The following is a 24882-nucleotide window of genomic DNA, read 5'->3' on the forward strand; positions in this document are numbered from 1 at the left end:
GCTTCGTACCGAGCAGAAAAAACTTGTAATGGGGGAGATATGCTTTGAATAGAGCCGAAAACTCATCTAAAACTACAAATCTACATCTCTAGCAGTTTTAAGAGGAGAAAGCCACAAGTTCTTTTGGAGAGTTGCGGATTTGAGATGCAATCGTGCGGGAGCGGGGGCTTCTTATAAAGTTCCAATTTCAAATCTAAACTTTACCACTATAAATCTAATCTTTAAGACCTTTAAAACCCTGTCTCAATCCAAAAAAGGCCACAAATACCAATAGAATACTAAACAAAAAATCGCCTGATTCATATTCTCCCTCAAACAATAAACGCGATCTTGTTTTATTGGTCAACATTTTAATTTCCTCCTTTCCTGAAATTAATTGACACAGTTCCAAATCAATATCTTTTACAAAGATCTTGTTATTATATTTTAGCTTACAATGTCTTAATCTATAATTTATGGTCGTACAATTTTCAGGACAGTAAACAACTTCTGCAACTACTTCAAAACCTTCTGAATCTATCTTTCTTTTCTCATTTGTTTTCCAGAAACCTATAAATGAGATTAGCAATATCAACACACTTAATCCTATCAGTATTTTATTTTTGTTCTTATATTTCGTCATCAGAATAAAAACTATAGGATTATTTTATTATTTGGATAGTTATTTAATTTAAAATTTTATAGGAGCAGGCCTTGGAATTACTGGTAAAGGTTCAGGATTTGGTGCAGGACTCGGCGCGGGCTCAGGAGCTGGACTTGGTGTCGGCTCAGGGTTAGGGGCCGGACGCGGTGCTGGCTCAGGATTAGGCGTTGGATTCGGTTCTGGCTCAGGCTGTGGCAATGGATTCGGTTCTGGCTCAGGCTGTGGCAATGGATTCGGTTCTGGCTCAGGTCTTGGGGATATATCAAGAGGCGAAACATTCTCAAGAATCACTTTTGTTTCTACTTGAAAAATAAAATCAAACCATTTATTACCGCTATTTGGCAATCTACCTGTAAAAACATCCGCCATAACAGGTGTTGGATTTACCGGTTTATGTCCGTTTTTTCGAAATTGATTAACTGTGCTGCCAGCAGCTATGACAGAAGATGCGGCAACAGCCTTATAAACTCTTGCTGTAGCTCCTATGACTTTTAAACTTGACAAACCTCCAGTGGCAGCACCAGTTATAGTGGCCACTGCTATTGAACCTAAATCCACATCAACCAAAGAATCGACTAATCCTTTGCCTTTTATTCCATTTGTAATAACTTGGGCAGTATATTCTACAGATGCACCAATAACTGCGCCCCAAACTACTTGAACAAATTTTCCGTCAGGGTCTGCAAAATAAGTAGGAGTATTCCAAGCATATATATATGGAGATCTATTTATTTGACTAGGATGATCCGCCAACGGGTCAACATTCATCCACCTGCCTAAAGCTGGGTCGTAATTACGTGCACCGAAGTCGTAGGTGTTGATGTCGAACTCCTCTTGGTACTCCTTCCCGCCAAACTTATAAGTATAACTATCTCCCAAAAGCGGAGTAACAGGGGTAATAATAACATTGCCTCCCACTCCAACTTCAAAAACACTATGGTCAGGGTTGTAGCTTAGGTGTTTTATGCCTTCCTCTCGGTCGGGCCTCCCTCGTCGGAGGCAGGAGGGATAGTATTGGTTTTCTTCAATTAAGGTTACCATACCATCATTGGGGTCTTGAGTGTATTTAGCACGAATATTTATGCCTTCCTCTCGGCCTGCCATCACCCTCTCGGTCGTGCCTCCCTCGTCGGTGATGAGCCCTCGTCGGAGGCAAGAGTGGTCGGTATAGTTAAAAACATAATTATAACTTGTGCCACCCCCAAACGCTAACACTTTTACATACCCTTCGGCAGTAGGAAAGAAGTCTAATGCTGTGTTTTTGTATTGAAACCCACTTGTGCTGAGCAAAGTCGAAGTATCCATATAATTTGTTGTTTTTGTCACTAAGCTCTCAATAACTTTCCTTTTTACGTAATTTTATGCCTGTGGCATCTTGCCTAAAATGGCAGGCAGGCATAAAAATACTCAATTTTGTTTCTAGAATCAAAAGTTATTTTGGCAGGCAGGTTTATACTTTCGGCTCTTATTCTAAAGATATTATTTTTTCTAAATATCAGGAAAATAAAGGCTGAAAATAAAATCGAGACAAGAAAAAGCTAGTACTGTCACTACATTAAAGCTTGGGAGACCACGCGATGCAATCGCGAGGGAGTGGGGGATTGCATAAGCTATTCATCAATTAAAAATCTTCTTAACTTTGGAAAATTATCTTCAAGCTTTTCACTTTGAAAGGGAGAAAATTTAATTTCATATAAGCCCATTGACACATAAGTCATTAAAGACAACTTATTTCTATCATTAAAATTTATGAGATAGCTTGTATAGCTCTCATCACCAATTGTTTCAATTAACTTTGTTAGTACAATGCCGTGCTGATTAGCTAAATCTTTTGCTACTATAAATTTCGAAAATTCGTTTATAGATTCGCCATTACCTTCAAGAGCTTCATTTAGGCAGGTACAATAGTCCTTGTTTTTATAAATTTTAATTTCAGAAAGTTTTTTGGGAACATTTATTTTAGAAGAATTATTGCAAAAATTTGTATCACAAGAATTAAAAATAAAAAAACCTAAAAGTAAAAGAAAATACTTCATATTAATTAAATTTTAAAAACTCCAATAACTTTGTTCATAACCCCGCTGGTTCGCGATTGCATCGCGTACCTCGCACAATTTTAATTAAACTATCCTATTCACCCGCTACAGCACGACTCCTATCCACGCTACCGCACGAAATAAAATTCGACGGAGTCAATCCTTTTTTATGGTTCTCTACATTTCAATAAAAATCAAAATTTCTCAACCAAAATACTGCAAAACTATAAAATCTCTATTTTTTGCTTTCCAGAAAGAAACGGTACCTAGCTTCGAGATGAAATTTTAAGACTGTGGAAAACCACGCTATGTTCTCGAAGCTTCGGGAATGCGGGAGCGGGGAAACCACATGAAGCTCACGTGACTTCAAAAATGCAGGAGCGGAGTTTTCGATCTACAGATTTCATGAATTGTAAGCAAATAAGTAAACTATGGCAACCAACCCAATTAATAAGACAATTTTAAATGCATAACCAACCAAAGCGTTTTTCTTCAACTCGCGCTCATTGTAAAAAGTGTTGAATTTTTTCTTGCCCAAATGAAAAAAATACCGAATTATAGCACCAAACCATTCAGAAGAATTTAATTCTGCGTCTGATTCATTTTGCCATTCCATACCTTCTTTATCGTCAGCTTTTTTCATAATTAATCACAATTAAAAATAAATAGTTACGGCAGCAAAATAAAAACAGCTATTCCCACAAACACCACTATCTGCAACCACTTTAAAACAGTATTTATGCGTTTCCACTTCATTAGCAAATTAGATATTCGTCCTGCTAAAAGCGCTATTAAGCTGAAAACAAAAAAAGAAATTATCATAAAAGTAATTCCTAACACATAAAACTGGTAAACCGTATTGCCATCTTTATCCCAAAGAAAACCAGGGAAAAACGCCAAAAAGAAAATCATTACTTTAGGGTTTAACAAGTTCATTATCACCCCCGTTTTAAAGAGCTGCCAATACGTTTTTTTTGGAGCATTATTGGTAAAGGTAATTTCTGTACCACTTTTAAAAACCGAATACGCTAAATAAAGCAGGTAGCAAGCTCCCAAAATTTTAATGGCGTAGAAAACTTCTTCGGAAGTTGTTATTATTGCAGAAACTCCAAAAGCCAATAAGGTGGTATGCACAATACAACCACTAATTAAACCAGCTGTTGTGGCTATTCCACTTTTAGTGCCATTTACTAACGATTGTGTAAGGACATAAATATTGTCTGGCCCCGGAGAAAGTGCAAGTGCCAAAGTTGCAATGGTAAAAGAAATTATGGTTTCAATCATAAAAAATGACTTAGTACTATAAGATATACGACCTAGGATTTGCTCTAATACACTTTTTAATATTGATTGCTGATAATTGAAAACGCTAAATAATTTGTCTTACGTCTTATGTCTTATTGTCTTAAGTCCTTTTAAGAATGGCTTTATTTATTCGTTTTATTAAACCCGGTCCTTCATAAATAAACCCTGTGTACAGCTGAACCAAACTCGCTCCAGCTTCAAGCTTTTCGAGCGCATCTTCAGCTGAATGAATTCCGCCTACTCCAATTATTGGAAATGATTTATTACTTTTTTCTGAAAGATAACGGATTACTTCTGTGGCACGCGTATTAAGAGGTTTTCCACTTAATCCTCCCATTTCGATTTGATTCTCTGAAGTAAGTCCATTTCGTGAAATAGTAGTATTTGTAGCAATTACACCATCAATTTTGGTAGTATTTACAATGTCAATAATATCGGTTAGCTGTTCATCTGTTAAGTCTGGAGCGATCTTTAAAAGAATTGGCTTACGCTTTTCTTTTTTATTATTTCTGTCTTGAAGCGTTTGCAACAAGTCGGTTAAAGGTTTCTTTTCTTGTAACGCACGAAGGTTTGGTGTGTTTGGCGAACTTACATTTACAACAAAGTAATCTACATAGTTGAACAATGAATCGAAACAAATGATATAATCATTAACCGCTTCTTCATTTGGCGTAACTTTATTTTTACCAATATTCCCACCTATTAAAACCCTTCTTTTATCTCCAAGTGCAGGGTTTTGCTTTAACCTTTCTACGGCTTCTGCTACTCCCCCATTATTAAACCCCATTCGGTTAATAACAGCTGAATCTTCCTTTAATCGGAATAAACGAGGTTTCTCATTTCCGGCTTGAGGTTTTGGCGTAACGGTTCCAATTTCGATAAATCCAAAACCGAGATTCGACAATTCTTTATAAAGTTTTGCATCTTTATCAAAACCTGCTGCAAGACCTACGGGGTTTGGAAATTTTAAACCAAAAAGCTCGCGTTCAAGTTTTTTATCTTCAACTTTATAAATACTTCGGAAAATACCTCCTAAACCAAGTTTATGGCAGAATTGAAGTAATGAAAATGTAAAATGATGAATTTTCTCAGGATCGAAGCTGAAAAATATGGGACGGATGATAGTTTTATACATAATTGCAAAATGTGGTACAAAAATACACTAAACTATGTATTTGTTATTTTGAATATGCTTTATTTTGTATTGTAAATGAAAAAGACATGATTGAAAAACAACACATTATTGACCGCTTTAAAAGTTATGTAACTATTGACACCGAAAGTGACCCAAATAGCGACACAACTCCGAGTACCGAAAAGCAATGGGATTTAGCAAATAAACTAGCTGAGGAGCTAAAAGAAATAGGAATGGAAGACGTAAGCATCGACGAAAACGCTTACATTATGGCTACTTTGCCATCAAATGTTCCACATGATGTTCCGGTAATTGGTTTTGTATCGCATTTTGATACTTCCCCTGACTTCACAGGTGCCAACGTTAAACCTCAGATAATTGAAAATTATGATGGGAAAGACATTGTTCTGAATGAAGAACAAGATATCGTTCTTTCTCCGGATTATTTCGAAGACTTATTGTTGTACAAAGGTCAGACCCTTATCACTACTGACGGAACAACACTTTTGGGTGCCGATGATAAAGCTGGAATTACCGAGATTGTTTCGGCTATGGAATATCTAATTAATCACCCTGAAATAAAACACGGAAAAATTCGTGTAGGTTTCACCCCCGATGAAGAAATTGGTCGTGGCGCACATAAATTCGACGTAGAAAAATTTGGTGCTGAATGGGCCTATACTATGGACGGAAGTCAAGTGGGTGAATTAGAATACGAAAACTTTAACGCAGCCGGTGCCGTAGTTACAATTAAAGGAAAAATTGTACACCCAGGGTATGCGAAAGGGAAAATGGTAAACAGTATGTACATTGCTACAGACTTTATTAATTCCTTACCAAGACTTGAAACACCAGAACACACAGAAGGTCGTGAAGGGTTCTTTCACTTACACAATATAAAAGGAAGTGTAGACGAAACGCAACTTCAATATATTATCCGCGATCACGACAGAGGGCATTTTGAAGCTCGAAAAGAAATGATTCAAAAACTTGCTGATGATTTAAATGAACAATTTGAAACAGAAGCTGTATCGGTTGAAATAAAAGACCAATATTTTAATATGCGTGAAAAGGTGGAGCCTGTAATGCATATTGTAAATATAGCTGAAGAAGCTATGCTGCAAGCAAACATCAAACCTTTAATAAAACCTATTAGAGGTGGAACAGATGGCTCGCAATTAAGCTTTATGGGACTTCCTTGTCCAAATATTTTTGCTGGTGGTCATAACTTCCACGGTAGATACGAGTACGTACCTGTTGAGAGCATGATTAAAGCGGTAGAAGTAATTGTAAACATTGCAAAAATTACAGCTGAAGACCTTACTAAATTTAAGACAGAAGCAAAATAAACGCTGAAAAAATAAGCACCAAATTCCAAAGATAGTCTTATGGAATTTGGTGCTTTTATTATTGTACAAATCAGAATTTAATCACTCCCTTATAATTACACAATTGGAGTATACTTTTATTAATTAACGGCTTAATATTAATTTCACCAACTAAAGTTAATTTTAAAAACCTGATCAGTCCATTTAACATATATATAAAGTTGTCAAATATCAAGTCATACGTCTTAAGTCCTACAGCGTAGCGGTCTTTAGTCCTATGTCTTACATCCTTCAGCGCAGCGGTCTTACGTCTTACGTCTAAAAAAACACACAACCGAATTTTAGTGTTAAATAAACAAATGAGTAAGTGTATAAATTAGCAATCCTACAAAGCCACCTACCAAAGTACCGTTTATACGGATAAACTGAAGATCTTTTCCCACTTCCAACTCTAGTTTCTCACTGAGTTCTTTCCCTTTCCAACCAGCAACAGTGCTACTTATAAGCGCTTCTACTTCATCGCTGTTTTTTAATGTCATTCTATATAAAAAATGACGAACCCAACTATTTATCCTATTGCTAATGTCTTGATCGTCTGAAAGGCTATGCGATAACTTTTGAATATTACTTTGTAGATAACCTTGTAATTGTGAGTTAGGATTTTCTAGGTTTTGCAATAAAAGACCTTTAATAGATTGCCACGCATCATCGGTGTAAGATCTTAAGTTTTGCTCCGTTAATACCTCTTGTTTCAACTTCTCAAATTTCTCCTTCCATTGCTCAGAAACAAGAATATCTTCAGAGAATCCTTGTAAATTTTTCGTAAGTTTTTTCCGAACAAAATGCTCCTTATCCGATTCTATTTCATCAATAAATTTTATCAAACCTTCAACTACTTCATTTGAAATTTTCCTACCAGCCAAAAAAGCGATAAATGGTCTGTTTTCAGATAATCGGTGAAGTATCATCTCTTGGCTTTCATTGATGTACTCTTTAATTTCAGGTAGTAGAATTTCTAATAAGGTGATATGTTCATTTTTATCAATAAAGTATTTAATACCTGATGATGAAATTTTCTGAAAATCAATTTCACGTAAAATCTCCGTCCCTTTGTTTGCTAGAAATTGTTCTACTTCCTTATCCTGAAGGTCTGAAATGATTTTTTTAGTAAGATTAATAATTTCTTTCTCCAGAATTTTTTGACTAGCGGGCTTATTGAGCCATTCCGAGATCCATTTTACAACATTTAATTTTTCTATATACGGCCTTATATTTTCGGGATTTAAGAAGTTGTCTTTTACAAACTTCCCTAAATTTTGTCCAAGATCGTCTTTTTTTCGCTCTATCAAATTTGTGTGAGGTATAGGAATTCCAAGAGGATGTTTAAAAATAGCCGTTACAGCAAACCAATCAGCCAGCGCTCCAACCATCCCAGCCTCCGAAAACGCTTCTACATACCCCATCCAAGCTTCACTACCTTGATGTTGAAGGTAAACCATTAATCCATATACAATCGCCATAAAAAAGAATAGGCCAGTCGCCAATCTTTTGTGTTTTCGCAATTGATTCTTCTTAATGTCGGACATAGTATATACGACGATAAATTAGGAGATAATATTTATAACTAGCAAATTAGATATTCTGAAGAGCGTTTAGCCTCACAAGAATTCTCTAAAATAAAAAACTCCCTCAACTATATAAAATAGAGAGGGAGTTTTTAATTCAAAAAGGAACAATTTTCTATTTCTTTTCTTTAACAGGTGCGTTTAGTTTTGCTGTTCTTTCCATAGAAATGGCAGATCTTTCAAACTTCATTTTTCCAGCAAGGCTTTCAATAACACAAGTTCCATCATCAGACAGTTCTAATATTTTACCGTGCAATCCTCCTGTTGTAATAACTCTATCGCCTTTTTTAAGCTGAGCAGCGAACTGCTTTTCTTGTTTGGCTTTTTTCATTTGTGGGCGTATCAAGAAAAGATACATCACCAAAAACAATAATATTATAGGTAAAAAACCTTGTATTTGTTCCATAGTAATTTTTAAATTCCAGTAAGTAAATTATGAGGTTGGTAGCTGTTTTGCTCCACCTTTAGGGGTAACGAAAGCCTTAATAGTTAAGGTTTCTACTCCTGCTTTAGTATTTGTAGTAATAGTTACAGTCTTGCTAACTTGGTTTTGACCAGCACCGTTGAATTTAACTAAAAGTTCTCCAGATTCTCCTGGAGCAACTGGTTCCTTTGTATATTCTGGAACAGTACATCCACAGCTACTTTTGGCGTTAACTATCATTAATGGAGCATCTCCAGTGTTTTTAAACTTAAATACGTGCTCAACAGGTGTATTTTGCTCGATAGTTCCGAAGTCGTACTGACCTTCTTCAAAAGTCATTACTGGAAATTTTCCAGATTCTGCATCACGTGCTTCTGCTGCTGCTACATTTTCTTCGTTTACCTTATCTGCTGCATTATCTTTACAAGAAGAAAACGCAAAAACAGAAAGTATAGCTACAAATAAAACTGATTTTTTCATTTTTTTTTAATTTTTTATGTTTTTAGCAGGGCAAAAATAAACAATATTTTACTCTTATTGAAGCCCTCTTCCCATTTTATTAAGATCCCCATTTTCGGTAAACTCTTTTACCAATTTATCTAAGATACCGTTTACGAAAATGCTACTTTTTGGGGTAGAGTATTCTTTTGAAACCTCTAAGTATTCGTTTATTGTTGCACGAACAGGAATTGATGGGAAATATAAAAATTCAGCAATAGCCATTTTTAAGATAATCAAATCAATATCGGCAATTCGATCTTGATCCCAATTTGGAGTTTTTCCTTCAATTTGAAGATTTAGCTTCTCTTCATTTAAAATTACTTTTCTAAAAAGTTGAAGCGCATACTCACGGTCCTCATCATTTTTGTATGTATCAGGAACTAAAAGATCAGAAGCATTCTTTTCTGAAATTTTCCCTAACATTTTAACGATGGCAGTATTTACAATTGGAAAGTCGTCTATCCAAGTAAGACGTTTATCTTCTAAGTAATCGTAAAGCTTGTCGTTAGGAGCAATCACTTCTTTGTAGAACTTCGCAATGAAAGCTTTATCCTCTTTAAGAGTAGTATCTTTTCTATCTAAATAAGTTTGATACCAATCTTTTTCGCGTAGTTCTTTAAAAACAATACTTACATATTCGTTGTCTAACGCCCAATAGTTAAGTTTTTTCTTATCAATTATTTCAGAAAATACGGCATTGTTGGCTATAATATCTAATACTTTGTTATCTACAAAAGTACGACTAGGATTTTTTTCAGAATCGGTAGCAAGATATTTATTTTGTGACTTAGCGAGAAAATCTTCTGCCTGATCTTTTACCGCAACTAACAACTCTAACATTAGTAAATACAAATCTTGCATTTGACCAATACTGTGATGAAGAAACTTTTCTTGTACATCGATGTTCGGGTTTACACTGTGATTGTAAGCATAAACAGTCTGCAAAACTTTTACTCGGATATGTCTTCTAGTAAGCATATTATTTTTTAAAAGAACTTGTTTTTAAAATAGCAACGCACAAGAACATCTTGTGCGCTGCAAATATAAGAAATAGTGGTGTTGTAGTACTAAAAAGGTTTGTACTATTTTTCGTTTTTTCTTGCGTCTATTCTAGCTTGTGCAATATTGAATGCTGCTTGATGTGTTGTAATTTTATCACTTTCAGCTGTTTTCAAGATCTCAAGAGTAGTATTGTAAATGTTTTCTGTCTTGCTCATTATCTCCTTACGGCCATAATTCTCAAGTTCAGCATATACATTTATAATCCCTCCAGCGTTAATTAAGAAGTCTGGAGCATAAACTATACCTCTTTCACGTAACATTTTACCGTGCTTTTGCTCATCGGCAAGTTGGTTGTTAGCCGCACCAGCAATAATCTTTGTGTTGAACTGGCTAATAGTTTGATCGTTAATTGTAGCACCTAATGCACAAGGAGCATAAATATCCATTTCTTCTGCATACAGATTGCTACCTGTGTAAATGTTCACATTGTATTTATCGCGAACTTCTTCTAAGCGCTCTTGGTTGATATCTGAAATATAAACTTTAGCACCTTCTTCGCTTAAATGCTTAACAAGGTTTTCACCAACGTTACCAATTCCTTGAACGTAAACTACTTTCCCATCTAAATTATCTGAACCAAATTTATAGTTAGTGGCAGCTTTTAGTCCCATAAAAACACCGTAAGCTGTAATTGGAGAAGGGTTTCCTGACCCCCCGTTTGCTTCAGAAACACCAGTTACGTGAGGTGTAACTGTGCGTACTAAATCCATATCAGCAGTTGTCATTCCTACATCTTCTGCAGTAATATATTTTCCGCTTAATGAATGTACAAACTCACCGAACTTCAACATGTATTCTGGCGTTTTTTGAGTTTTAGCATCACCAATTAAAACTGCTTTACCTCCACCAAGATTTAAACCTGTAATTGCACTTTTATAAGTCATACCACGAGAAAGACGCAATACGTCATTCAATGCTTCCCACTCATTTGCATAGTTCCACATTCTAGTACCACCTAAAGCTGGTCCTAAAACAGTGTTGTGGATACCAATTATTGCTTTCAATCCAGTATCTTTGTCGTTGCAAAAAACGATTTGCTCGTGATCATCAAAAGACATTTGCCCAAATACAGGGTCTATTTTATGTAGTTCGTTTGTATTGATTACCTCAGTTTTCATAACTATTTTAATTTTTGTTTATCCTTTAAAAAGGCAGTGCAAAAGTAACTTTTACTTGTTAATTCCACAAAGCAAAGGGTGTTAATTTAAGAACTTTAAAAAAACATTCAATTTATTTCTAATGAAAGAATTAAAATATCTAAACAAATACTTTTTAAAATACAGGTGGCGACTTCTGTTGGGAGTGTTTATTACCATAGTTGCAACGGTATTTAAACTAGCCGTTCCTATGAAAGTGGGAGATTCTGTAACTGTCGTAAAACAATACTTAAATGGAGAAGTAACCGATTTAGCTTATGTTAAACACGAGCTTCTAATCAATATTTTACTTTTACTAGGCGCTGCATTGCTTTCTGCGTTTTTCACATTTATGATGAGACAAACATTTATTGTGGTTTCTAGATATGTTGAATACGACTTAAAAAACGAGATTTTTCAACATTACGAAAAACTTTCTTTAGGCTTTTACAAACAAAATCGAACTGGCGATTTAATGAACAGAATAAGTGAAGATGTTTCTAAAGTAAGAATGTATGTTGGGCCCGCGCTTATGTATAGCATTACTACAATTACACTTTTTATTGTAGTAATAAGTTATATGTTTTACACCGCACCTATTCTAACTTGGTATGCTATTGCTCCACTCCCAATTCTATCGATTGCTATTTATAAACTAAGTGTGATTATCAATCAACGCAGTACTATAGTTCAACAATATTTATCGAAACTAACAACTTTTACTCAAGAGAGTTTTAGTGGAATTGCCGTTATTAAAGCCTACGGAACCGAGGAAAGCATTAATGCTAATTTTGAAGAGTTAGCCGAAGGGAGTAAAGTAAAAAACATAGACCTTGCAAAGGTACAAGCCCTATTTTTTCCCTTAATGATGTTACTTATTGGCGTAAGTAATATTCTAGTTATTTACATTGGGGGAAGTAGATATATTAACGGTCAAATTACCGAATTTGGAACTATAGTCGAGTTTTTAATTTATGTAAATATGCTTACCTGGCCTGTAGCAGTTGTGGGCTGGGTGACTTCTATGGTGCAAAGAGCTGAAGCTTCACAGGAACGTATAAATGAGTTTCTAAAAACAGAACCTGCCATTAAAAACCTTGTTACTGAAAGTACACCTATTGATGGAGATATAGAATTCAATAATTTAACATTCACTTATCCCGATACAGGAATTACAGCCTTAAAAAATGTATCTTTCTCTGTAAAACCTGGAGAAACTCTTGCAATTGTAGGAAATACAGGATCTGGAAAATCAACCATTCTAGAGTTGATAGGAAGATTATATGATGTTGAAGAAGGAATGCTTAACATTGACCAAACTTCGATCAGAAACCTCAACCTCGATAATTTACGCAACAGCATTGGGTATGTACCACAAGATGCATTTTTGTTTAGCGATTCGATAAAAAACAACATTCGTTTTGGTAAGGAAGAAGCAACTGAAGAAGAAGTTGTTAATGCTGCCAAAAACGCTGCGGTTCACAAAAACATTATTGGATTCAAAAAAGGATATGAAACTATTTTAGGAGAACGTGGGCTTACATTGAGTGGTGGACAAAAGCAAAGAGTTTCTATTGCAAGAGCAATTATTAAAGATCCACAAATCTTATTATTTGACGATTGTCTTTCGGCTGTAGATACAGAAACTGAAGAAGAGATTCTTCAAAACCTATTTAAGATTTCTAAAGATAAAACCACTATCAATGTAAGCCATAGAATTTCTTCAGTTAAAAATGCAAATAAGATTATTGTTTTAGATGAAGGAAAAATTATCCAAAAAGGGTCCCACGAGGAGTTAGTTAACATCGAGGGTTATTATAAGGAACTGTATTCAAAACAGCTTTTAGAAAAAGAAATGTAATTTACTTTGGCTGGTTTGGTTTTTTTTTAGATTTTTGGCGACACCTAGTAAAAAATAATAGAAATTATGAGTGAGCACTATACGATGGAGCAAGAAGAAATTTTTTCAAAAGTAATGCGTGCAGGAAGACGCACCTACTTTTTTGATGTAAGGTCTACAAAAGCAGGAGATTTTTACCTTACTATTACCGAGAGTAAGAAATTTACAAACGATGATGGGTCTTTCCACTACAAAAAACACAAAATTTATCTATACAAAGAAGACTTTACTGAGTTTAAAGACACTCTTGAAGAAATGATAAATTACATTATAGATGAGAAAGGCGAAGAAGTTATAAGCGAACGTCATCAAAAAGATTACAAAAAGGAAACAGACAACAAGTCTAATCCTGTTGAAGAAACAGTTGAACAAACTGCTAGTACTGATACAAGTACTTTTACAGACATCAGTTTCGACGATATTTAGTAGTTGAAAAACAAAAATGTAAAACCGGCACGAATAATTTCGTAGCCGGTTTTTTTATTTCTTAAAAATCAATGTTTTAAATAGATTTACAACTTAAAATACATTGAAACACTCCATCCTTTAATTTTATTTCAAAAAGGGTATCTTTGCCGCCCTTTATAAAAAACATTATGCTCGCAAAAACACTTCAAAACTTCACTCAGAATCCAAAAAACGATATTCTATCAGGACTTACTGTTGCTCTTGCATTGGTGCCAGAAGCGGTAGCTTTTTCATTTGTAGCTGGTGTAGATCCTTTAGTGGGACTTTATGGTGCTTTTATAATGGGACTTGTAACAGCTCTTTTTGGTGGCCGTCCTGGTATGATTTCAGGGGCAACCGGTGCTATGGCGGTTGTTATGGTACACCTAATCCAAAAAGGAAATGAGGTTGGACTTACATTAGCCGAACCCGTTCAGAACCTTGGACTTCAATGGCTTTTTATAACGCTATTATTTGTAGGAGCTATTCAAATAATGGCTGGTGTTTTTAAGTTAGGGAAATTTGTACGACTTATCCCCCACCCTGTAATGATGGGATTTGTTAATGGTTTAGCAATTGTAATTTTTCTTTCTCAACTAGGTCTATTTAAAGAAACTCGCGGAACAGTACCTCAATGGATTTCCGGTTTGGACCTATGGGTAATGCTAGCGCTAGTTGGATTGACCATGGGTATTATGTTCGGTTTACCGAAAATCACCAAAAAACTTCCAGCTGCTCTTATTGCAATAATAGTAGTTGCAGCAATTACAATATTCGGAGGTCTAGATGTGAGTACTGTTGGCTCGTTTATTCGCGATGGTGGCGGATCTGGTTTAAAAGGTTCATTGCCGATGTTCCAAACTCAGATTTTTGGATTTATTGAAACTTTAGACGGACATTGGGGATTGATATTTTCTACTGCTTTTATATTGGCTGCTGTAGGTTTAATTGAATCGTTAATGACATTGAACCTTATAGATGAAATGACCGAAACTCGTGGTAGTGGAAACAGAGAATGTGTAGCTCAAGGTGGAGCTAATATTCTTAACGGTCTTTTTGGTGGAATGGGTGGCTGTGCAATGATTGGGCAATCTATCATTAACGTAAGTTCTGGTGGACGCGGAAGACTTTCCGGAGCTACAGCCGCAATAGCTTTACTGTGTTTTGTGCTATTTGGTGCTCCACTTATTGAACAAATTCCTATTGCTGCATTAGTTGGAGTTATGTTTATGGTAGTAATTGGAACTTTTGCTTGGAGTAGTTTCAGAATTCTGCATAAAATTCCTGTTTCGGATGCTATAGTGCTTATTACAGTATCAGCAGTAACAGTATGGTTAGATCTTGCAATAGCAGTGTTTATAGGGGTTGTTATGAGCGCCTTAGTTTTTGCTTGGAAAAGTGCTACAAGAATTAGAGCTAGAAAGAGAATTAAAGAAGACGGAACCAAAGTTTATGAAATCTGGGGACCTTTGTTCTTCGGGTCGACTACAGCATTTAACAGTAAGTTTGATGTTTCAAGCGATCCAGATTCGGTGGAAATAGATTTTATAGAATCTAAAATATCAGATCATTCTGGTGTTGAAGCTGTTCGTAATATTGCTAATAAATACCTTGATAACGGAAAGCAAATTAAACTAACGCACCTTAGCCCAGATTGCAAAGCGTTACTACTTAAGTGGAATCCAGAATTCGAAACAATTATAGAAAGTTCTGTTGAGGATCCGCGCTATTATGTAGTTACCGATACTTTAGATGCCGAAGCTTAATGGGATCTTATTTTCTGGTGAAGTAAAAATCTGTTCTAGTTGGTTCCCCCTCTATCTCTACGTCAATCCATGTGTGTAAGGAGTCTTTGGCAGGATTGGTATAGGTGACCTTTTCAGGGAAGTCTATATTTTGATTATCGAAAACAAATTGGCCTTCTTCTGATGAAATAAGTGTTAAGGTGTAAGGTTTAGGATTTTTTTCATCAACTTTTAGAAAGGATAAAAACAATTTGTTTTCTTTCTCCTCTAAGGCCATTGTTACTGTTTGTTCAGGTTTACCATTAACCTCAACAAAGCTAAACCCTGTATAGGTACTATCATTTTCTTTAGTCCATGTTTCTTGGGAATATTCACCCTCAGTCTCGTTTGTCCAAGTTCCTATCAACCAATTTAGTTGATTTATTTTATCGTAATTTTTTACAACAACCTCTTTTTGTATCTGCTCTGCCGGAGTATTGTTTTTACATGAAATAATTAAAACAGAAAGGAATATTAGAAATAAGTACTTTTTCATTTGTTGGTTTGTTATTTAGCCGTGGCATAAAATTTATAAAATTCGCAATCCGTTTTCAACAGGTTTATCTGTTCGCAATAAGGTGACATTTTTGCCATCTACAGCACCTAATACAAGACATTCACTCATAAAATTTGCAATTTGTTTCTTAGGAAAATTTACAACTGCCACTACTTGTTTCCCAATTAATTCATCTTTATGATAGCGTTTTGTTATTTGAGCTGAAGTTTTTCTTTGTCCTATTTCTTCTCCAAAATCTATTATAAGCTGATATGAAGGGTTTCTCGCTTCAGGAAAATCATTGGCTTCTAAAATAGTTCCAACCCGCATTTCCACCTTTTCGAAATCGGTCCAAGTAAGATTATTCGTCATGGGTAATTCTAAGTTTCTGAATCATTTCTGAAGATACCACACTTTGGTCGGCACCATATGCATCTACAAGAAGGCCTTTAATCCCTCCTTTGGTTTCAATTAAATAAAGAATAGTATTATCTCCCGGGTCGGTCATACCTTCAAAACGGTAATATTTTACAACATCCAGCTCCCCAGCTTTCCACTTCTTTTTAAGGTTTTTAGATTCTATTCCTTCCTCTACAAGATTAAAGTCTTCAGTATAACCTTCCTTTTGTAAATCTTGAATAGCTACAGATAGTGATGAATATGATTTTTTCATAATATTTTGATTTAATCTTTAAAGTTAACTGAGAAAATAAACATCGGCAAAGAATTATAAATTCTTTAATAAAATTATTACGCAGATTGTAAGTTTAGCCCTCTGTCCTTAGTTAATTAACCCCTTAAAAATTGTATATTTAGACCTGAACACAATACATTTATTTTAAAAACAATATGGCAGACACTGAATCAAATATGCTACCCCTTGGCACCAAAGCCCCAGACTTTGTACTTACAGATGCAATAACAAACAAACTTGTTGCGCTAAAAGACATTCGTGGTGAAAAGGGTACTGTAGTTATGTTTATTTGTAACCACTGTCCTTTCGTAAGACACGTAAATGAAGAATTAGTTCGCATTTGCAACGATTACAGGGTGATTGGTTTTGGTTTTGTTGCAATCAACAGCAACGACATCATTAAGTATCCAGCAGATTCCCCTGCGGAAATGTGGCGAACTGCCCAGAAAGAAAGCTATCCTTTCCCATATTTATTTGATGAAACTCAAGAAATAGCAAGAGCTTATGATGCAGCTTGCACGCCAGATTTTTATCTTTTTGATGATGAACTTAAACTGGTTTACCGCGGACAATTAGACAACAGCCGACCTGGTAATAGAATTCCTGTAAATGGCCGTGATTTACGCGAAGCTATGGATAACATCCTTAATAATAATCCGCAGCGAAAGGATCAAAAACCAAGTATTGGATGCAATATCAAGTGGAAAGAATAAATTCCAACAATCAAATTAATCTATGAGTCAATTATTTAATAAAACCGTTTTAATCACAGGCGGAGGGTCTGGTATTGGAAAGATAATGGTTCGATTAATGCTTGAGCGTAAAGCAAAAGTTATTATTTGGGATATTAGTCAGGAAAATATCAACCACACGTTAACTGAGTTTTCCAATAACAAAAATCTTTTTGGATTTAAAATAGATGTTTCTAACCCTGAAGAAATTAAAGAAACAGCTAATCGAGTAAAGCAAGAAATAGGAATTGTTGACGTATTAATCAACAACGCTGGAATTGTTGTAGGGAAATATTTCGACGAACACACAAATACAGACATTGGTAAAACTATGGAAATTAACGCCATTGGACCGATGTATGTTACTAAGGAATTTCTTGATGGCATGTTAAATCAAAATTCAGGGCATATTTGCAATATCGCGTCTTCCGGAGGATTAATCTCTAATCCAAAAATGTCGGTTTATGCCTCTAGTAAATGGGCAATGATTGGATGGTCTGATAGTCTTCGATTAGAAATGATGCAAAAAAATAAAGCCATTAAGGTTACTACCATCATGCCTTATTACATCAATACAGGGATGTTTGATGGTGTTCAATCAAAGATTCCAATTCTCGAACCTGAAGCAGCGGCGCTTACTATTGTAAAAGCAATTGAGAAAGATAAAAAGATGATAACTATTCCGGGGTACATATACCGCTTCACACGATTAGGACAAGCATTACTTTCTATTAATGCTTTCGATTGGTTTGCTGGCAAGGTGCTCGGTATATACAAAACAATGGAACATTTCGTTGGAAGGAAATAATAGTATTAAAAAAAAATCTTCATTACACCAAAAATGGAATAATGAAGATTTCTTAAGATAATGATATAAATACGTAAATTTATTTTACGTCCATTAATTCAACGTCGAAAATTAAATTTGCATTTGGAGGAATTACTCCACCAGCCCCGCGCTCACCATAAGCAAGGTTAGAAGGAATTACAAATCTAGCTTTATCACCAACTTGTAATAAGGCAATACCTTCATCCCAACCTTCAATTACGTGACCTTTTCCTAATGGAAAGTCTATTGGTTGTCTTCTCTTGTATGAAGAATCGAATTCGGTTCCGTCGGTTAGCATTCCTTTGTAATGTACAGAAACTGTCTTTCCTTTTACAGCTTTCTTACCATCACCTTTAATGATGATTTTATAATGAAGTCCGCTATCTGTTTTTTCAAAACCTTCTGCTACTTTCTTAAGCTCAGCTTCTTGTTTTTCTTTCATTTTTGCAATTCGCGCTTCTCTTTCACCAGTAAAACTTCTAAACGCTTCTACTGAATTCCAATTTTCAGCTTCTTCTCCTACGCGAATAATTTCAACTTTTTGCATAGTATCCCCTTGAGAAACACTATCAACAACCTCTTGTCCTTCTACTACATTTCCAAATACAGTGTGTTTATTATCTAACCAAGGCGTTGCCACGTGAGTAATAAAAAACTGACTTCCGTTAGTTGCCGGACCTGCATTAGCCATAGAGATTACACCTGGAGTGTCATGGCGAAGGTCTGGGTGAAACTCGTCATCAAAATTATATCCTGGACCTCCTGAACCTGTTCCTTTTGGATCACCTCCTTGAATCATGAAATCTGGGATCACACGGTGGAATTTTAATCCGTCGTAATAAGGTTTCCCTTGTGGAATTGCTGAATTTTCTAAATTCCCTTCTGCTAAAGACACAAAATTTCCAACTGTTCCTGGAGTTTTATCGTGTGTAAGTTTAATAAGGATTTCTCCTTTTTCTGTTGTTATTTTTGCGTAGATTCCGTCTTGCATTATATTTATATTTTAAAAGATGTGCAAAGGTACTTAATTCTGAATATAGAATTCAATGTTCAGAATTGAAAATGTAACAAAAGCCTTTGTAATTCGTCATACAAACAATAACCACCAAAAACCTTTCTGTGGAAAACATTCTCACAATAAACAATCTTACTAAAAAATTCGGTTCCCTTACTGCTGTAAACAACCTATCTTTTACCATCGAGAAAGGCAATGTTTACGGGATACTTGGTCCAAATGGAAGCGGTAAAAGTACAACACTAGGCATTGTGCTTAATGTAGTAAACAAAACTTCAGGCGACTTTCAATGGTTTAACGGAAATATTTCTACTCATGATGCTTTAAAAAAAGTAGGGGCTATTATTGAGCGACCTAACTTTTACCCGTATATGACGGCAATACAAAACCTTAAACTGGTTTGTAAAATCAAAGAAGTTTCTGAAGCTAAAATTTTAGAAAAGCTAGAATTAGTTGGTTTATCCGATAGAAAAGATAGCAAGTTTAGCACCTTTTCACTAGGAATGAAACAACGTTTAGCCATTGCTTCAGCCTTATTAAATGACCCTGAAATATTAATTCTAGACGAACCTACAAACGGTCTTGACCCGCAGGGAATTCATCAAATTAGAGAGATTATTAAGAAAATAGCTTCCTTAGGCACCACGATATTACTCGCTTCGCATTTGCTAGATGAAGTAGAAAAAGTGTGTACTCACGTGGTTATTCTAAGAAAAGGAGTTAGTCTGTATTCAGGTAGTGTAGATGCTATGAATGCAAGCCACGGCTTTTTAACCCTTCAAAGTAATAATATGGAGCTATTGGAACAAGCTTTAAAAGGCAATTCTGCTTTTGGAACTGTTAAACATGAAGGAAAATATCTAATAGTTTACCTAAACCAACCTATGGATGCAACTGAGGTAAATAAATTGCTTTTTGAAAAAGGTGTTACGCTTTCACATCTTGTAAAACGAAAAGAAAGCCTTGAAGAACAATTCCTTGAACTAACCAAACAAAACTAATTGCAGATGCTACGATTATTAAAAATAGAACTTTTTAAACTGAAACATAGCCGATCTGTAAAAGTTATTTCGAGTATTTATTTTATACTTATCACTTTTATTGCCCTTATTGCTTCTATAGAATTCAATTTTGGAAATATTCACTTTAGAGTTGCAGATCAAGGAATTTTCAACTTTCCTTTTATTTGGCACTTTAATACTTATATGGCAGCCATCCTAAAGCTATTCTTAGCCATTGTTATTGTTTCCTTGATGAGTAATGAATATAGTTATCGCACACTAAAGCAAAACCTTATTGATGGCCTTAGCAAAAAGGAGTTTGTGCTTTCTAAATTTCTTACCGTGTTTTTGTTTGCAAGCATTTCTACCATATTCATATTTATAGTAACATTAATCCTAGGTTTAAGTTTTTCTGATTATAATGAAATAGGAATAATTTTTAGCGATTTGGAATATATAGCAGCGTATTTTATAAAACTCGTTGCCTTTTTCTCTCTTTGTTTATTCCTAGGAGTATTGGTTAAGCGCTCTGCCTTTGCACTTGGATTCTTAATTGTTTGGCAAGTAATTGAATGGTTATTATACGGCCTAATGAAATGGCAGTTCTTTAGAGATACTGAAATTGCTGATAAAGTAGCTTTGTTTTTTCCCCTAAATGCAATGGCGAACCTAATAAAAGAACCGTTTAGCCGTTTAGGAGTTATTCAAACCGCTGCAAACCAATTAGGCGAAAATTTTACAAAGGATTATGCAGTTGGTTGGTTAAACATCCTAATTGTAATTGTATGGACGTTTTTATTCGTCTATTGGTCATATGCAATCCTAAAGAAAAGAGATCTATAACTTATAAACTCACAAATAATCATTTGACATAGCTTAACGGTATACTTTAATTCAATATTAATTCACCAATTACTTAAAAGTTGATATCTTGGCATTTCTTTTAAAATCTGATAAAATGAAAAAGATATTCTTCTTATTGTTGCTATTACCTTTACATCTTTTTGCTCAAGAAGCTCCTTCTTCTGAGCAATTTTGGAATAATTTAAAATCACATTGCGGTAAAGCTTATGAGGGAGTAATTACAGCTGGTGGCAAAGAAGGTGATGGTTTTATGGGAGAAAAACTTGTTATGCATGTAAGAAGTTGTGAAGAAAATATCATCCGCGTTCCGTTTTTTGTAGGTGAAAATAGATCAAGAACTTGGGTATTAACCTTACAAGATGACAATCGCATCCTTCTAAAGCACGATCATCGTCACGAAGATGGAACTGAAGAAGATGTTACTCAATACGGAGGGTTAAGCTCTAATACTGGTTTACCTAATATTCAGTTTTTTCCTGCAGACCAACATACAAGCAATATGCTTCCTTTAGCTTCTACAAATGTTTGGTGGTTTACACTTGATGATACTTCAATGACCTACAATTTACGTAGAATTGGGAGCGACAGAGTATTTACTGTAAAATTCGATTTAACTAAAGAAGTTGAAACTCCTGCAGCACCGTGGGGGTACGAGAAGTGAGATGTGAGATGTGAGATTTGAGATGCTAGATGTTAGATGCTAGATGCTAGATGCTAGATGCTAGATGCTAGATGCTAGATGAAAATTAATTCACTTCTGCATAAATAAAAAAAAATCTTTACCAGCTTCCGCCGCCACCACCGCCAAAACCGCCTCCTGAAGATCCACCTCCAGATGAACTGCTTGATGGTGAACTAACCATAGTAGATTTGGTAGTCGTTATAGTATTGGTAAATGATCTGGAGAAGTTATTCATTGTCATTACTCCTGTTGATGAAGAATACCAAGTAGGAGGTTGTATATCGAGTGCTTCAAACTTCTTAACCCAATTGCTAAGTAATCCAAAAGCTAGCGCATAGCTCATCGTAGATTCAAAGTAGTTAGGGCTATCTTTTAATAGCATTTTTAGTTTATTCTCTTCTGCTATTTTTATAAACTGTTTAAACCCTTTTAATTCAGATAAAACTTGAGTTCCTTTCGCGTTTTTCTTTACCAGATGCACTGTCATATAAAGTAAAAATGCGAAAACTGGAACAAGTGCAATTACCGCTATTAGACCCCAAAATACCAAAAAGACAAAAAGTAGAATAAGATCTATAATTATTAGACCTACTATTGCTCCAATTTGAACTTTATTAGCTTTAGGATCATAATATACTTGGGCTTGTTTTTTTAATAATGTTTTTGCTTTAATCATTTTTGTGTAAAATGAATTTTTCAAACTACTTATTAAAACACTTTTTTCACCAGAATTATTTCTACTGCCAAAAATTCCATTAAAAAGCTCTATTTCATAGGGTGAAGCACCTTCTGGTAAAGGTCGTAAACGTGTAATTTTAGTATCACTCTTACCAAACCAATTTTCTTTTGGAATCTCCTCTATGGCTATAATACCACGTTCTCCCCAATACGGTAATAAAGCAATAAGATCTTCTGTATCTCCTTTATCATTTATTAGATACCCTGCCATAGCTGGGTCTATGCCACTTGGGGGAAAATAACTTGTAGTCGCTATTACCTTATCATCCTTCCCGTATTTATTCCAAACTAAATAAAAAACAAAGACTAAAGCTCCCAAAATAATAGTCCAAACATAGTCAGTCCAAAATGGCCAAAAGGGTTTTATTTCTTTTATAGAGCCTAATGGCAATTTTACAAGTGCTGTTACACTCTCTCCGGTTGCAGAATTAAAGTCTCGAGTACTTTTAACCAAAAATACTCCATCGTCATAACTAACCTCAAAATAAGGTGAAACTGCAGATTGCCCTCGCTCACCCGAATACACATAGATATTGTCTAAATCCAAATCAATGCTTTCAGGAATATGAATAGTAAAATCTAATTTTTTAAAGGGTGCCAACCAATTATCTGGTTTAATATTCCAATAGAAATGAGTATTTTCTTCTCCATAGAGAAAGGCATTGTAAACCCTGTATTTTATTTCGTAGTGCTCCGGACCGATTATAGTTTTATCCTTATCCCCAATTTTAATTTCAAGATCATTGCTTACTTTCCGTGCAAAAAATGGCGTTGTTGAATACTTATGCTTTGAAACATCAATATTTTCAATCTCAATTTTGCGCTTTTCATCCGTTCCATCTTCCGTTTTAATATCGTATTGAGTTTGTATGGTACGATATATCCCGTGTTTGGGAGCTGTGAAAGTAATGTCGTAATTCTCTACAACATCAAAATACCCCTCTTCACTTAAATAAATATCAATCTTTGCATAATCAACAGTAAAATCCTGAGAAGAAGCTTTTAGGAAAAAGAATATTCCAAAAAACAATAGAACTAGTTTTTTATTGAACCGGCTATTAAACTCTAGTTTTATGAAATAATTGAAAAGCATCTTAATTGCATATGTTTTAATAAAACTTAATCGAAACTCACTTTTACATTTTTGCGTTCGGCTTCATCAGCTTCAAAGTAATCGAAATGCTTATACCCAAACATTCCAGCAAATAAAACACCAGGCATACTTTCGCCATAGGTATTATTTTCACGCACCGTACCATTGTAATACCTTCTACTGCGTTCAAGGTTTACTTCAATTTCATTTAACTTCTGCTGCAGGTCCAAAAAGCTTTGATTAGCTTTTAAATCTGGATAAGCTTCACCTAATGCAAAAATACTGCGTAACGATTGTTGTAATTGACTTTCTGCTTTTATCTGGCCATTTATATCGTCGGAAGGAACCGACATAGCAGCATTACGCGCATTAATCACACTTTCTAATGTGGTTTTTTCGTGGGCTGCATATCCTTTTACAGTTTCAATAAGGTTTGGAATTAAATCGTAACGACGCTTTAAAGCAACATCAATATTACTCCAAGCATCTTTCACTAAGTTTTTGTTCTTTACAAAGCGATTAAAAACAATAACAAGCAAAATCGCAATCACTACTATAACTCCGAAAATAAAAAGCATAATATTCATAATTGTTTAGGTTTTGATTTGATAATCAATTGACTAATAAAAGTAATGAATTCAATTTAAATACTTTCATACATTTTTTTTAATAACTAAATAGTACGTTTTAAATATACTCGATTCGTTTGTAGTTGTTACTTTTATCATTCCTTATAAAAGATTTCACTTGCAACAATTAAATTTATTTTCCCTAAATGCAGATTCAGAAAAGAACTTACTTCCAATAGATGGCGAGGTTAATTATTTCGGAAAAATATTTTCTGAAGAAGTGGCAAACCGTTATTTCGAAATTCTTCTAAATTCTATTTCTTGGAAAAATGATGAAGCATTCATCTTTGGAAAAAAAATTATTACAAAACGAAAAGTAGCTTGGTACGGTGATAAGGAATTTAAATATACCTATTCAAAAACAACAAAAAAAGCGCTTCCATGGACACCAGAATTACTTGAGCTTAAAAGGTATATTGAAAAGAAAAGTGGTGAAACTTATAACAGTTGCTTACTTAACTTATACCACACTGGTGCAGAAGGAATGGCTTGGCATAGTGATGATGAAAAAGATTTAAAAAAGAATGGAGCCATTGCTTCTGTTAGTTTTGGTGCAGTGCGTAAATTCGCTTTTAAGCACAAAGAAACCAAAGAAACGATTTCTGTAAACTTAGAACACGGTAGCTTATTAGTAATGAAAGGTGAAACTCAAACCTATTGGTTACATCGATTACCGCCAACTAAAAAAATAAATTCAGCAAGGATCAATCTGACGTTTAGAACTATTATAGATTAATTTTTAAAGTATGTCAACAACAACACTTACGTATAAATGATTTTCTTG

Annotated in this window: 27 protein-coding genes; 10 read left to right on the forward strand and 17 right to left on the reverse strand. The window is 34.8% G+C overall.

The features are described from left to right. Window positions 1-214: 214 nt before the first annotated feature. The 6 genes from H4O20_RS14490 to H4O20_RS14515 all read right to left on the reverse strand — a co-directional run bounded on the left by H4O20_RS14490 (window position 215) and on the right by H4O20_RS14515 (window position 5119). The gene (locus H4O20_RS14490; protein ID WP_185099756.1) at window positions 215-622 is read right to left on the reverse strand and encodes a hypothetical protein; all 408 of its coding nucleotides are present in this window, start codon (window positions 620-622) and stop codon (window positions 215-217) included. 48 nt (window positions 623-670) lie between these two features. Next, complete coding sequence (locus H4O20_RS14495; protein ID WP_260402701.1) at window positions 671-1948, reverse strand: RHS repeat protein; 1278 nt, start codon at window positions 1946-1948, stop codon at window positions 671-673. Between the two features lie 305 nt (window positions 1949-2253). Continuing rightward, window positions 2254-2679 carry a hypothetical protein gene (locus H4O20_RS14500; protein WP_185099757.1) on the reverse strand — a complete coding sequence of 142 codons (426 nt, stop codon included), beginning with the start codon at window positions 2677-2679 and terminating at the stop codon, window positions 2254-2256. A gap of 403 nt (window positions 2680-3082) precedes the next feature. Further along, on the reverse strand, window positions 3083-3322 hold the full coding sequence (locus H4O20_RS14505; RefSeq protein ID WP_185099758.1) for a hypothetical protein: 240 nt from the start codon (window positions 3320-3322) through the stop codon (window positions 3083-3085). A gap of 26 nt (window positions 3323-3348) precedes the next feature. Then, window positions 3349-3963 carry a LysE family translocator gene (locus H4O20_RS14510; RefSeq protein WP_185099759.1) on the reverse strand — a complete coding sequence of 205 codons (615 nt, stop codon included), beginning with the start codon at window positions 3961-3963 and terminating at the stop codon, window positions 3349-3351. Window positions 3964-4084: 121 nt separating this feature from the next. After that, a complete protein-coding gene (locus H4O20_RS14515) occupies window positions 4085-5119 on the reverse strand; it encodes a quinone-dependent dihydroorotate dehydrogenase (protein WP_185099760.1) in 1035 nt (344 codons plus the stop codon). Between the two features lie 86 nt (window positions 5120-5205). Here H4O20_RS14515 and pepT point away from each other — a divergent pair, with 86 nt between their 5' ends. Continuing rightward, window positions 5206-6468, forward strand: a complete 1263-nt coding sequence (gene pepT, locus H4O20_RS14520; protein ID WP_139856014.1) for a peptidase T — start codon at window positions 5206-5208, stop codon at window positions 6466-6468. Window positions 6469-6794: 326 nt separating this feature from the next. Here pepT and H4O20_RS14525 read toward each other — a convergent pair whose 3' ends face one another. The 5 genes from H4O20_RS14525 to H4O20_RS14545 form a co-directional block, all read right to left on the reverse strand. Further along, window positions 6795-8033: a DUF445 domain-containing protein gene (locus H4O20_RS14525; protein ID WP_185099761.1), complete on the reverse strand. Its 1239-nt coding sequence runs from the start codon at window positions 8031-8033 to the stop codon at window positions 6795-6797. A 154-nt stretch (window positions 8034-8187) separates the two neighbouring features. Continuing rightward, window positions 8188-8478 (reverse strand): preprotein translocase subunit YajC, encoded by a 291-nt coding sequence (gene yajC, locus H4O20_RS14530; protein ID WP_139856016.1) that lies wholly within the window; start codon window positions 8476-8478, stop codon window positions 8188-8190. A gap of 27 nt (window positions 8479-8505) precedes the next feature. Then, on the reverse strand, window positions 8506-8976 hold the full coding sequence (locus H4O20_RS14535) for a DUF1573 domain-containing protein (protein ID WP_139856017.1): 471 nt from the start codon (window positions 8974-8976) through the stop codon (window positions 8506-8508). A 54-nt stretch (window positions 8977-9030) separates the two neighbouring features. After that, the gene (gene nusB, locus H4O20_RS14540) at window positions 9031-9975 is read right to left on the reverse strand and encodes a transcription antitermination factor NusB (protein WP_185099762.1); all 945 of its coding nucleotides are present in this window, start codon (window positions 9973-9975) and stop codon (window positions 9031-9033) included. Window positions 9976-10079: 104 nt separating this feature from the next. Continuing rightward, window positions 10080-11177, reverse strand: a complete 1098-nt coding sequence (locus H4O20_RS14545; RefSeq protein WP_165150272.1) for a Glu/Leu/Phe/Val dehydrogenase — start codon at window positions 11175-11177, stop codon at window positions 10080-10082. A 121-nt stretch (window positions 11178-11298) separates the two neighbouring features. Here H4O20_RS14545 and H4O20_RS14550 point away from each other — a divergent pair, with 121 nt between their 5' ends. From H4O20_RS14550 to H4O20_RS14560, 3 genes are all read left to right on the forward strand, one after another. Next, window positions 11299-13056 (forward strand): ABC transporter ATP-binding protein, encoded by a 1758-nt coding sequence (locus H4O20_RS14550; protein ID WP_185099763.1) that lies wholly within the window; start codon window positions 11299-11301, stop codon window positions 13054-13056. 66 nt (window positions 13057-13122) lie between these two features. After that, the gene (locus H4O20_RS14555) at window positions 13123-13521 is read left to right on the forward strand and encodes a PUR family DNA/RNA-binding protein (protein WP_185099764.1); all 399 of its coding nucleotides are present in this window, start codon (window positions 13123-13125) and stop codon (window positions 13519-13521) included. 170 nt (window positions 13522-13691) lie between these two features. Then, window positions 13692-15308, forward strand: coding sequence for a SulP family inorganic anion transporter (locus H4O20_RS14560; RefSeq protein WP_185099765.1), 1617 nt, complete (start codon window positions 13692-13694; stop codon window positions 15306-15308). A gap of 7 nt (window positions 15309-15315) precedes the next feature. Here H4O20_RS14560 and H4O20_RS14565 read toward each other — a convergent pair whose 3' ends face one another. From H4O20_RS14565 to H4O20_RS14575, 3 genes are read right to left on the reverse strand one after another with little or no spacing between them, the layout of a single operon-like run. Beyond that, window positions 15316-15822 (reverse strand): DUF6265 family protein, encoded by a 507-nt coding sequence (locus H4O20_RS14565; RefSeq protein WP_185099766.1) that lies wholly within the window; start codon window positions 15820-15822, stop codon window positions 15316-15318. A gap of 33 nt (window positions 15823-15855) precedes the next feature. Further along, window positions 15856-16194, reverse strand: coding sequence for a tRNA-binding protein (locus H4O20_RS14570; RefSeq protein ID WP_139856024.1), 339 nt, complete (start codon window positions 16192-16194; stop codon window positions 15856-15858). Further along, window positions 16184-16495: a phosphoribosylpyrophosphate synthetase gene (locus H4O20_RS14575; RefSeq protein WP_139856025.1), complete on the reverse strand. Its 312-nt coding sequence runs from the start codon at window positions 16493-16495 to the stop codon at window positions 16184-16186. Before H4O20_RS14575 ends, H4O20_RS14570 begins: the two co-directional genes overlap by 11 nt. Before the next feature lie 176 nt (window positions 16496-16671). On the opposite strand from H4O20_RS14575, the gene H4O20_RS14580 reads away from it, so the two are divergent. Both H4O20_RS14580 and H4O20_RS14585 read left to right on the forward strand, forming a co-directional pair. Then, on the forward strand, window positions 16672-17229 hold the full coding sequence (locus tag H4O20_RS14580) for a thioredoxin family protein (RefSeq protein WP_185099767.1): 558 nt from the start codon (window positions 16672-16674) through the stop codon (window positions 17227-17229). Window positions 17230-17251: 22 nt separating this feature from the next. Continuing rightward, complete coding sequence (locus H4O20_RS14585) at window positions 17252-18055, forward strand: SDR family oxidoreductase (RefSeq protein WP_185099768.1); 804 nt, start codon at window positions 17252-17254, stop codon at window positions 18053-18055. 79 nt (window positions 18056-18134) lie between these two features. Here the strand turns inward: H4O20_RS14585 and H4O20_RS14590 are convergent, their stop codons facing one another. Continuing rightward, on the reverse strand, window positions 18135-19067 hold the full coding sequence (locus H4O20_RS14590) for a peptidylprolyl isomerase (RefSeq protein ID WP_185099769.1): 933 nt from the start codon (window positions 19065-19067) through the stop codon (window positions 18135-18137). Window positions 19068-19195: 128 nt separating this feature from the next. Between H4O20_RS14590 and H4O20_RS14595 the strand changes: the two genes are divergently transcribed. The 3 genes from H4O20_RS14595 to H4O20_RS14605 all read left to right on the forward strand — a co-directional run bounded on the left by H4O20_RS14595 (window position 19196) and on the right by H4O20_RS14605 (window position 21617). Continuing rightward, window positions 19196-20092 (forward strand): ABC transporter ATP-binding protein, encoded by an 897-nt coding sequence (locus H4O20_RS14595; protein ID WP_185099770.1) that lies wholly within the window; start codon window positions 19196-19198, stop codon window positions 20090-20092. Between the two features lie 6 nt (window positions 20093-20098). Continuing rightward, complete coding sequence (locus H4O20_RS14600) at window positions 20099-20935, forward strand: ABC transporter permease (RefSeq protein ID WP_185099771.1); 837 nt, start codon at window positions 20099-20101, stop codon at window positions 20933-20935. 115 nt (window positions 20936-21050) lie between these two features. Further along, the gene (locus H4O20_RS14605) at window positions 21051-21617 is read left to right on the forward strand and encodes a hypothetical protein (RefSeq protein ID WP_165150285.1); all 567 of its coding nucleotides are present in this window, start codon (window positions 21051-21053) and stop codon (window positions 21615-21617) included. A 118-nt stretch (window positions 21618-21735) separates the two neighbouring features. On the opposite strand, the gene H4O20_RS14610 is transcribed toward H4O20_RS14605, so the two are convergent. Both H4O20_RS14610 and H4O20_RS14615 read right to left on the reverse strand, forming a co-directional pair. Next, window positions 21736-23406 carry a DUF2207 domain-containing protein gene (locus H4O20_RS14610; protein WP_260402702.1) on the reverse strand — a complete coding sequence of 557 codons (1671 nt, stop codon included), beginning with the start codon at window positions 23404-23406 and terminating at the stop codon, window positions 21736-21738. Between the two features lie 89 nt (window positions 23407-23495). Continuing rightward, a complete protein-coding gene (locus tag H4O20_RS14615) occupies window positions 23496-24056 on the reverse strand; it encodes a LemA family protein (RefSeq protein ID WP_139856033.1) in 561 nt (186 codons plus the stop codon). 160 nt (window positions 24057-24216) lie between these two features. On the opposite strand from H4O20_RS14615, the gene H4O20_RS14620 reads away from it, so the two are divergent. Continuing rightward, window positions 24217-24834: an alpha-ketoglutarate-dependent dioxygenase AlkB gene (locus H4O20_RS14620; protein WP_185099773.1), complete on the forward strand. Its 618-nt coding sequence runs from the start codon at window positions 24217-24219 to the stop codon at window positions 24832-24834. Window positions 24835-24882: the final 48 nt, after the last annotated feature.

Source organism: Aequorivita sp. 609, from assembly GCF_014212065.1.
Classification (GTDB): Bacteria; Bacteroidota; Bacteroidia; order Flavobacteriales; family Flavobacteriaceae; genus Aequorivita; species Aequorivita sinensis.

What these genes read in the sequence shown, in the direction of transcription:
- H4O20_RS14490 (WP_185099756.1), bottom strand. Translation starts at nt 622, where the DNA reads ATGACGAAATATAAGAACAAAAATAAAATACTGATAGGATTAAGTGTG.
- H4O20_RS14495 (WP_260402701.1), bottom strand. Translation starts at nt 1,948, where the DNA reads ATGGATACTTCGACTTTGCTCAGCACAAGTGGGTTTCAATACAAAAAC.
- H4O20_RS14500 (WP_185099757.1), bottom strand. Translation starts at nt 2,679, where the DNA reads ATGAAGTATTTTCTTTTACTTTTAGGTTTTTTTATTTTTAATTCTTGT.
- H4O20_RS14505 (WP_185099758.1), bottom strand. Translation starts at nt 3,322, where the DNA reads ATGAAAAAAGCTGACGATAAAGAAGGTATGGAATGGCAAAATGAATCA.
- H4O20_RS14510 (WP_185099759.1), bottom strand. Translation starts at nt 3,963, where the DNA reads ATGATTGAAACCATAATTTCTTTTACCATTGCAACTTTGGCACTTGCA.
- H4O20_RS14515 (WP_185099760.1), bottom strand. Translation starts at nt 5,119, where the DNA reads ATGTATAAAACTATCATCCGTCCCATATTTTTCAGCTTCGATCCTGAG.
- pepT (WP_139856014.1), top strand. Translation starts at nt 5,206, where the DNA reads ATGATTGAAAAACAACACATTATTGACCGCTTTAAAAGTTATGTAACT.
- H4O20_RS14525 (WP_185099761.1), bottom strand. Translation starts at nt 8,033, where the DNA reads ATGTCCGACATTAAGAAGAATCAATTGCGAAAACACAAAAGATTGGCG.
- yajC (WP_139856016.1), bottom strand. Translation starts at nt 8,478, where the DNA reads ATGGAACAAATACAAGGTTTTTTACCTATAATATTATTGTTTTTGGTG.
- H4O20_RS14535 (WP_139856017.1), bottom strand. Translation starts at nt 8,976, where the DNA reads ATGAAAAAATCAGTTTTATTTGTAGCTATACTTTCTGTTTTTGCGTTT.
- nusB (WP_185099762.1), bottom strand. Translation starts at nt 9,975, where the DNA reads ATGCTTACTAGAAGACATATCCGAGTAAAAGTTTTGCAGACTGTTTAT.
- H4O20_RS14545 (WP_165150272.1), bottom strand. Translation starts at nt 11,177, where the DNA reads ATGAAAACTGAGGTAATCAATACAAACGAACTACATAAAATAGACCCT.
- H4O20_RS14550 (WP_185099763.1), top strand. Translation starts at nt 11,299, where the DNA reads ATGAAAGAATTAAAATATCTAAACAAATACTTTTTAAAATACAGGTGG.
- H4O20_RS14555 (WP_185099764.1), top strand. Translation starts at nt 13,123, where the DNA reads ATGAGTGAGCACTATACGATGGAGCAAGAAGAAATTTTTTCAAAAGTA.
- H4O20_RS14560 (WP_185099765.1), top strand. Translation starts at nt 13,692, where the DNA reads ATGCTCGCAAAAACACTTCAAAACTTCACTCAGAATCCAAAAAACGAT.
- H4O20_RS14565 (WP_185099766.1), bottom strand. Translation starts at nt 15,822, where the DNA reads ATGAAAAAGTACTTATTTCTAATATTCCTTTCTGTTTTAATTATTTCA.
- H4O20_RS14570 (WP_139856024.1), bottom strand. Translation starts at nt 16,194, where the DNA reads ATGACGAATAATCTTACTTGGACCGATTTCGAAAAGGTGGAAATGCGG.
- H4O20_RS14575 (WP_139856025.1), bottom strand. Translation starts at nt 16,495, where the DNA reads ATGAAAAAATCATATTCATCACTATCTGTAGCTATTCAAGATTTACAA.
- H4O20_RS14580 (WP_185099767.1), top strand. Translation starts at nt 16,672, where the DNA reads ATGGCAGACACTGAATCAAATATGCTACCCCTTGGCACCAAAGCCCCA.
- H4O20_RS14585 (WP_185099768.1), top strand. Translation starts at nt 17,252, where the DNA reads ATGAGTCAATTATTTAATAAAACCGTTTTAATCACAGGCGGAGGGTCT.
- H4O20_RS14590 (WP_185099769.1), bottom strand. Translation starts at nt 19,067, where the DNA reads ATGCAAGACGGAATCTACGCAAAAATAACAACAGAAAAAGGAGAAATC.
- H4O20_RS14600 (WP_185099771.1), top strand. Translation starts at nt 20,099, where the DNA reads ATGCTACGATTATTAAAAATAGAACTTTTTAAACTGAAACATAGCCGA.
- H4O20_RS14605 (WP_165150285.1), top strand. Translation starts at nt 21,051, where the DNA reads ATGAAAAAGATATTCTTCTTATTGTTGCTATTACCTTTACATCTTTTT.
- H4O20_RS14615 (WP_139856033.1), bottom strand. Translation starts at nt 24,056, where the DNA reads ATGAATATTATGCTTTTTATTTTCGGAGTTATAGTAGTGATTGCGATT.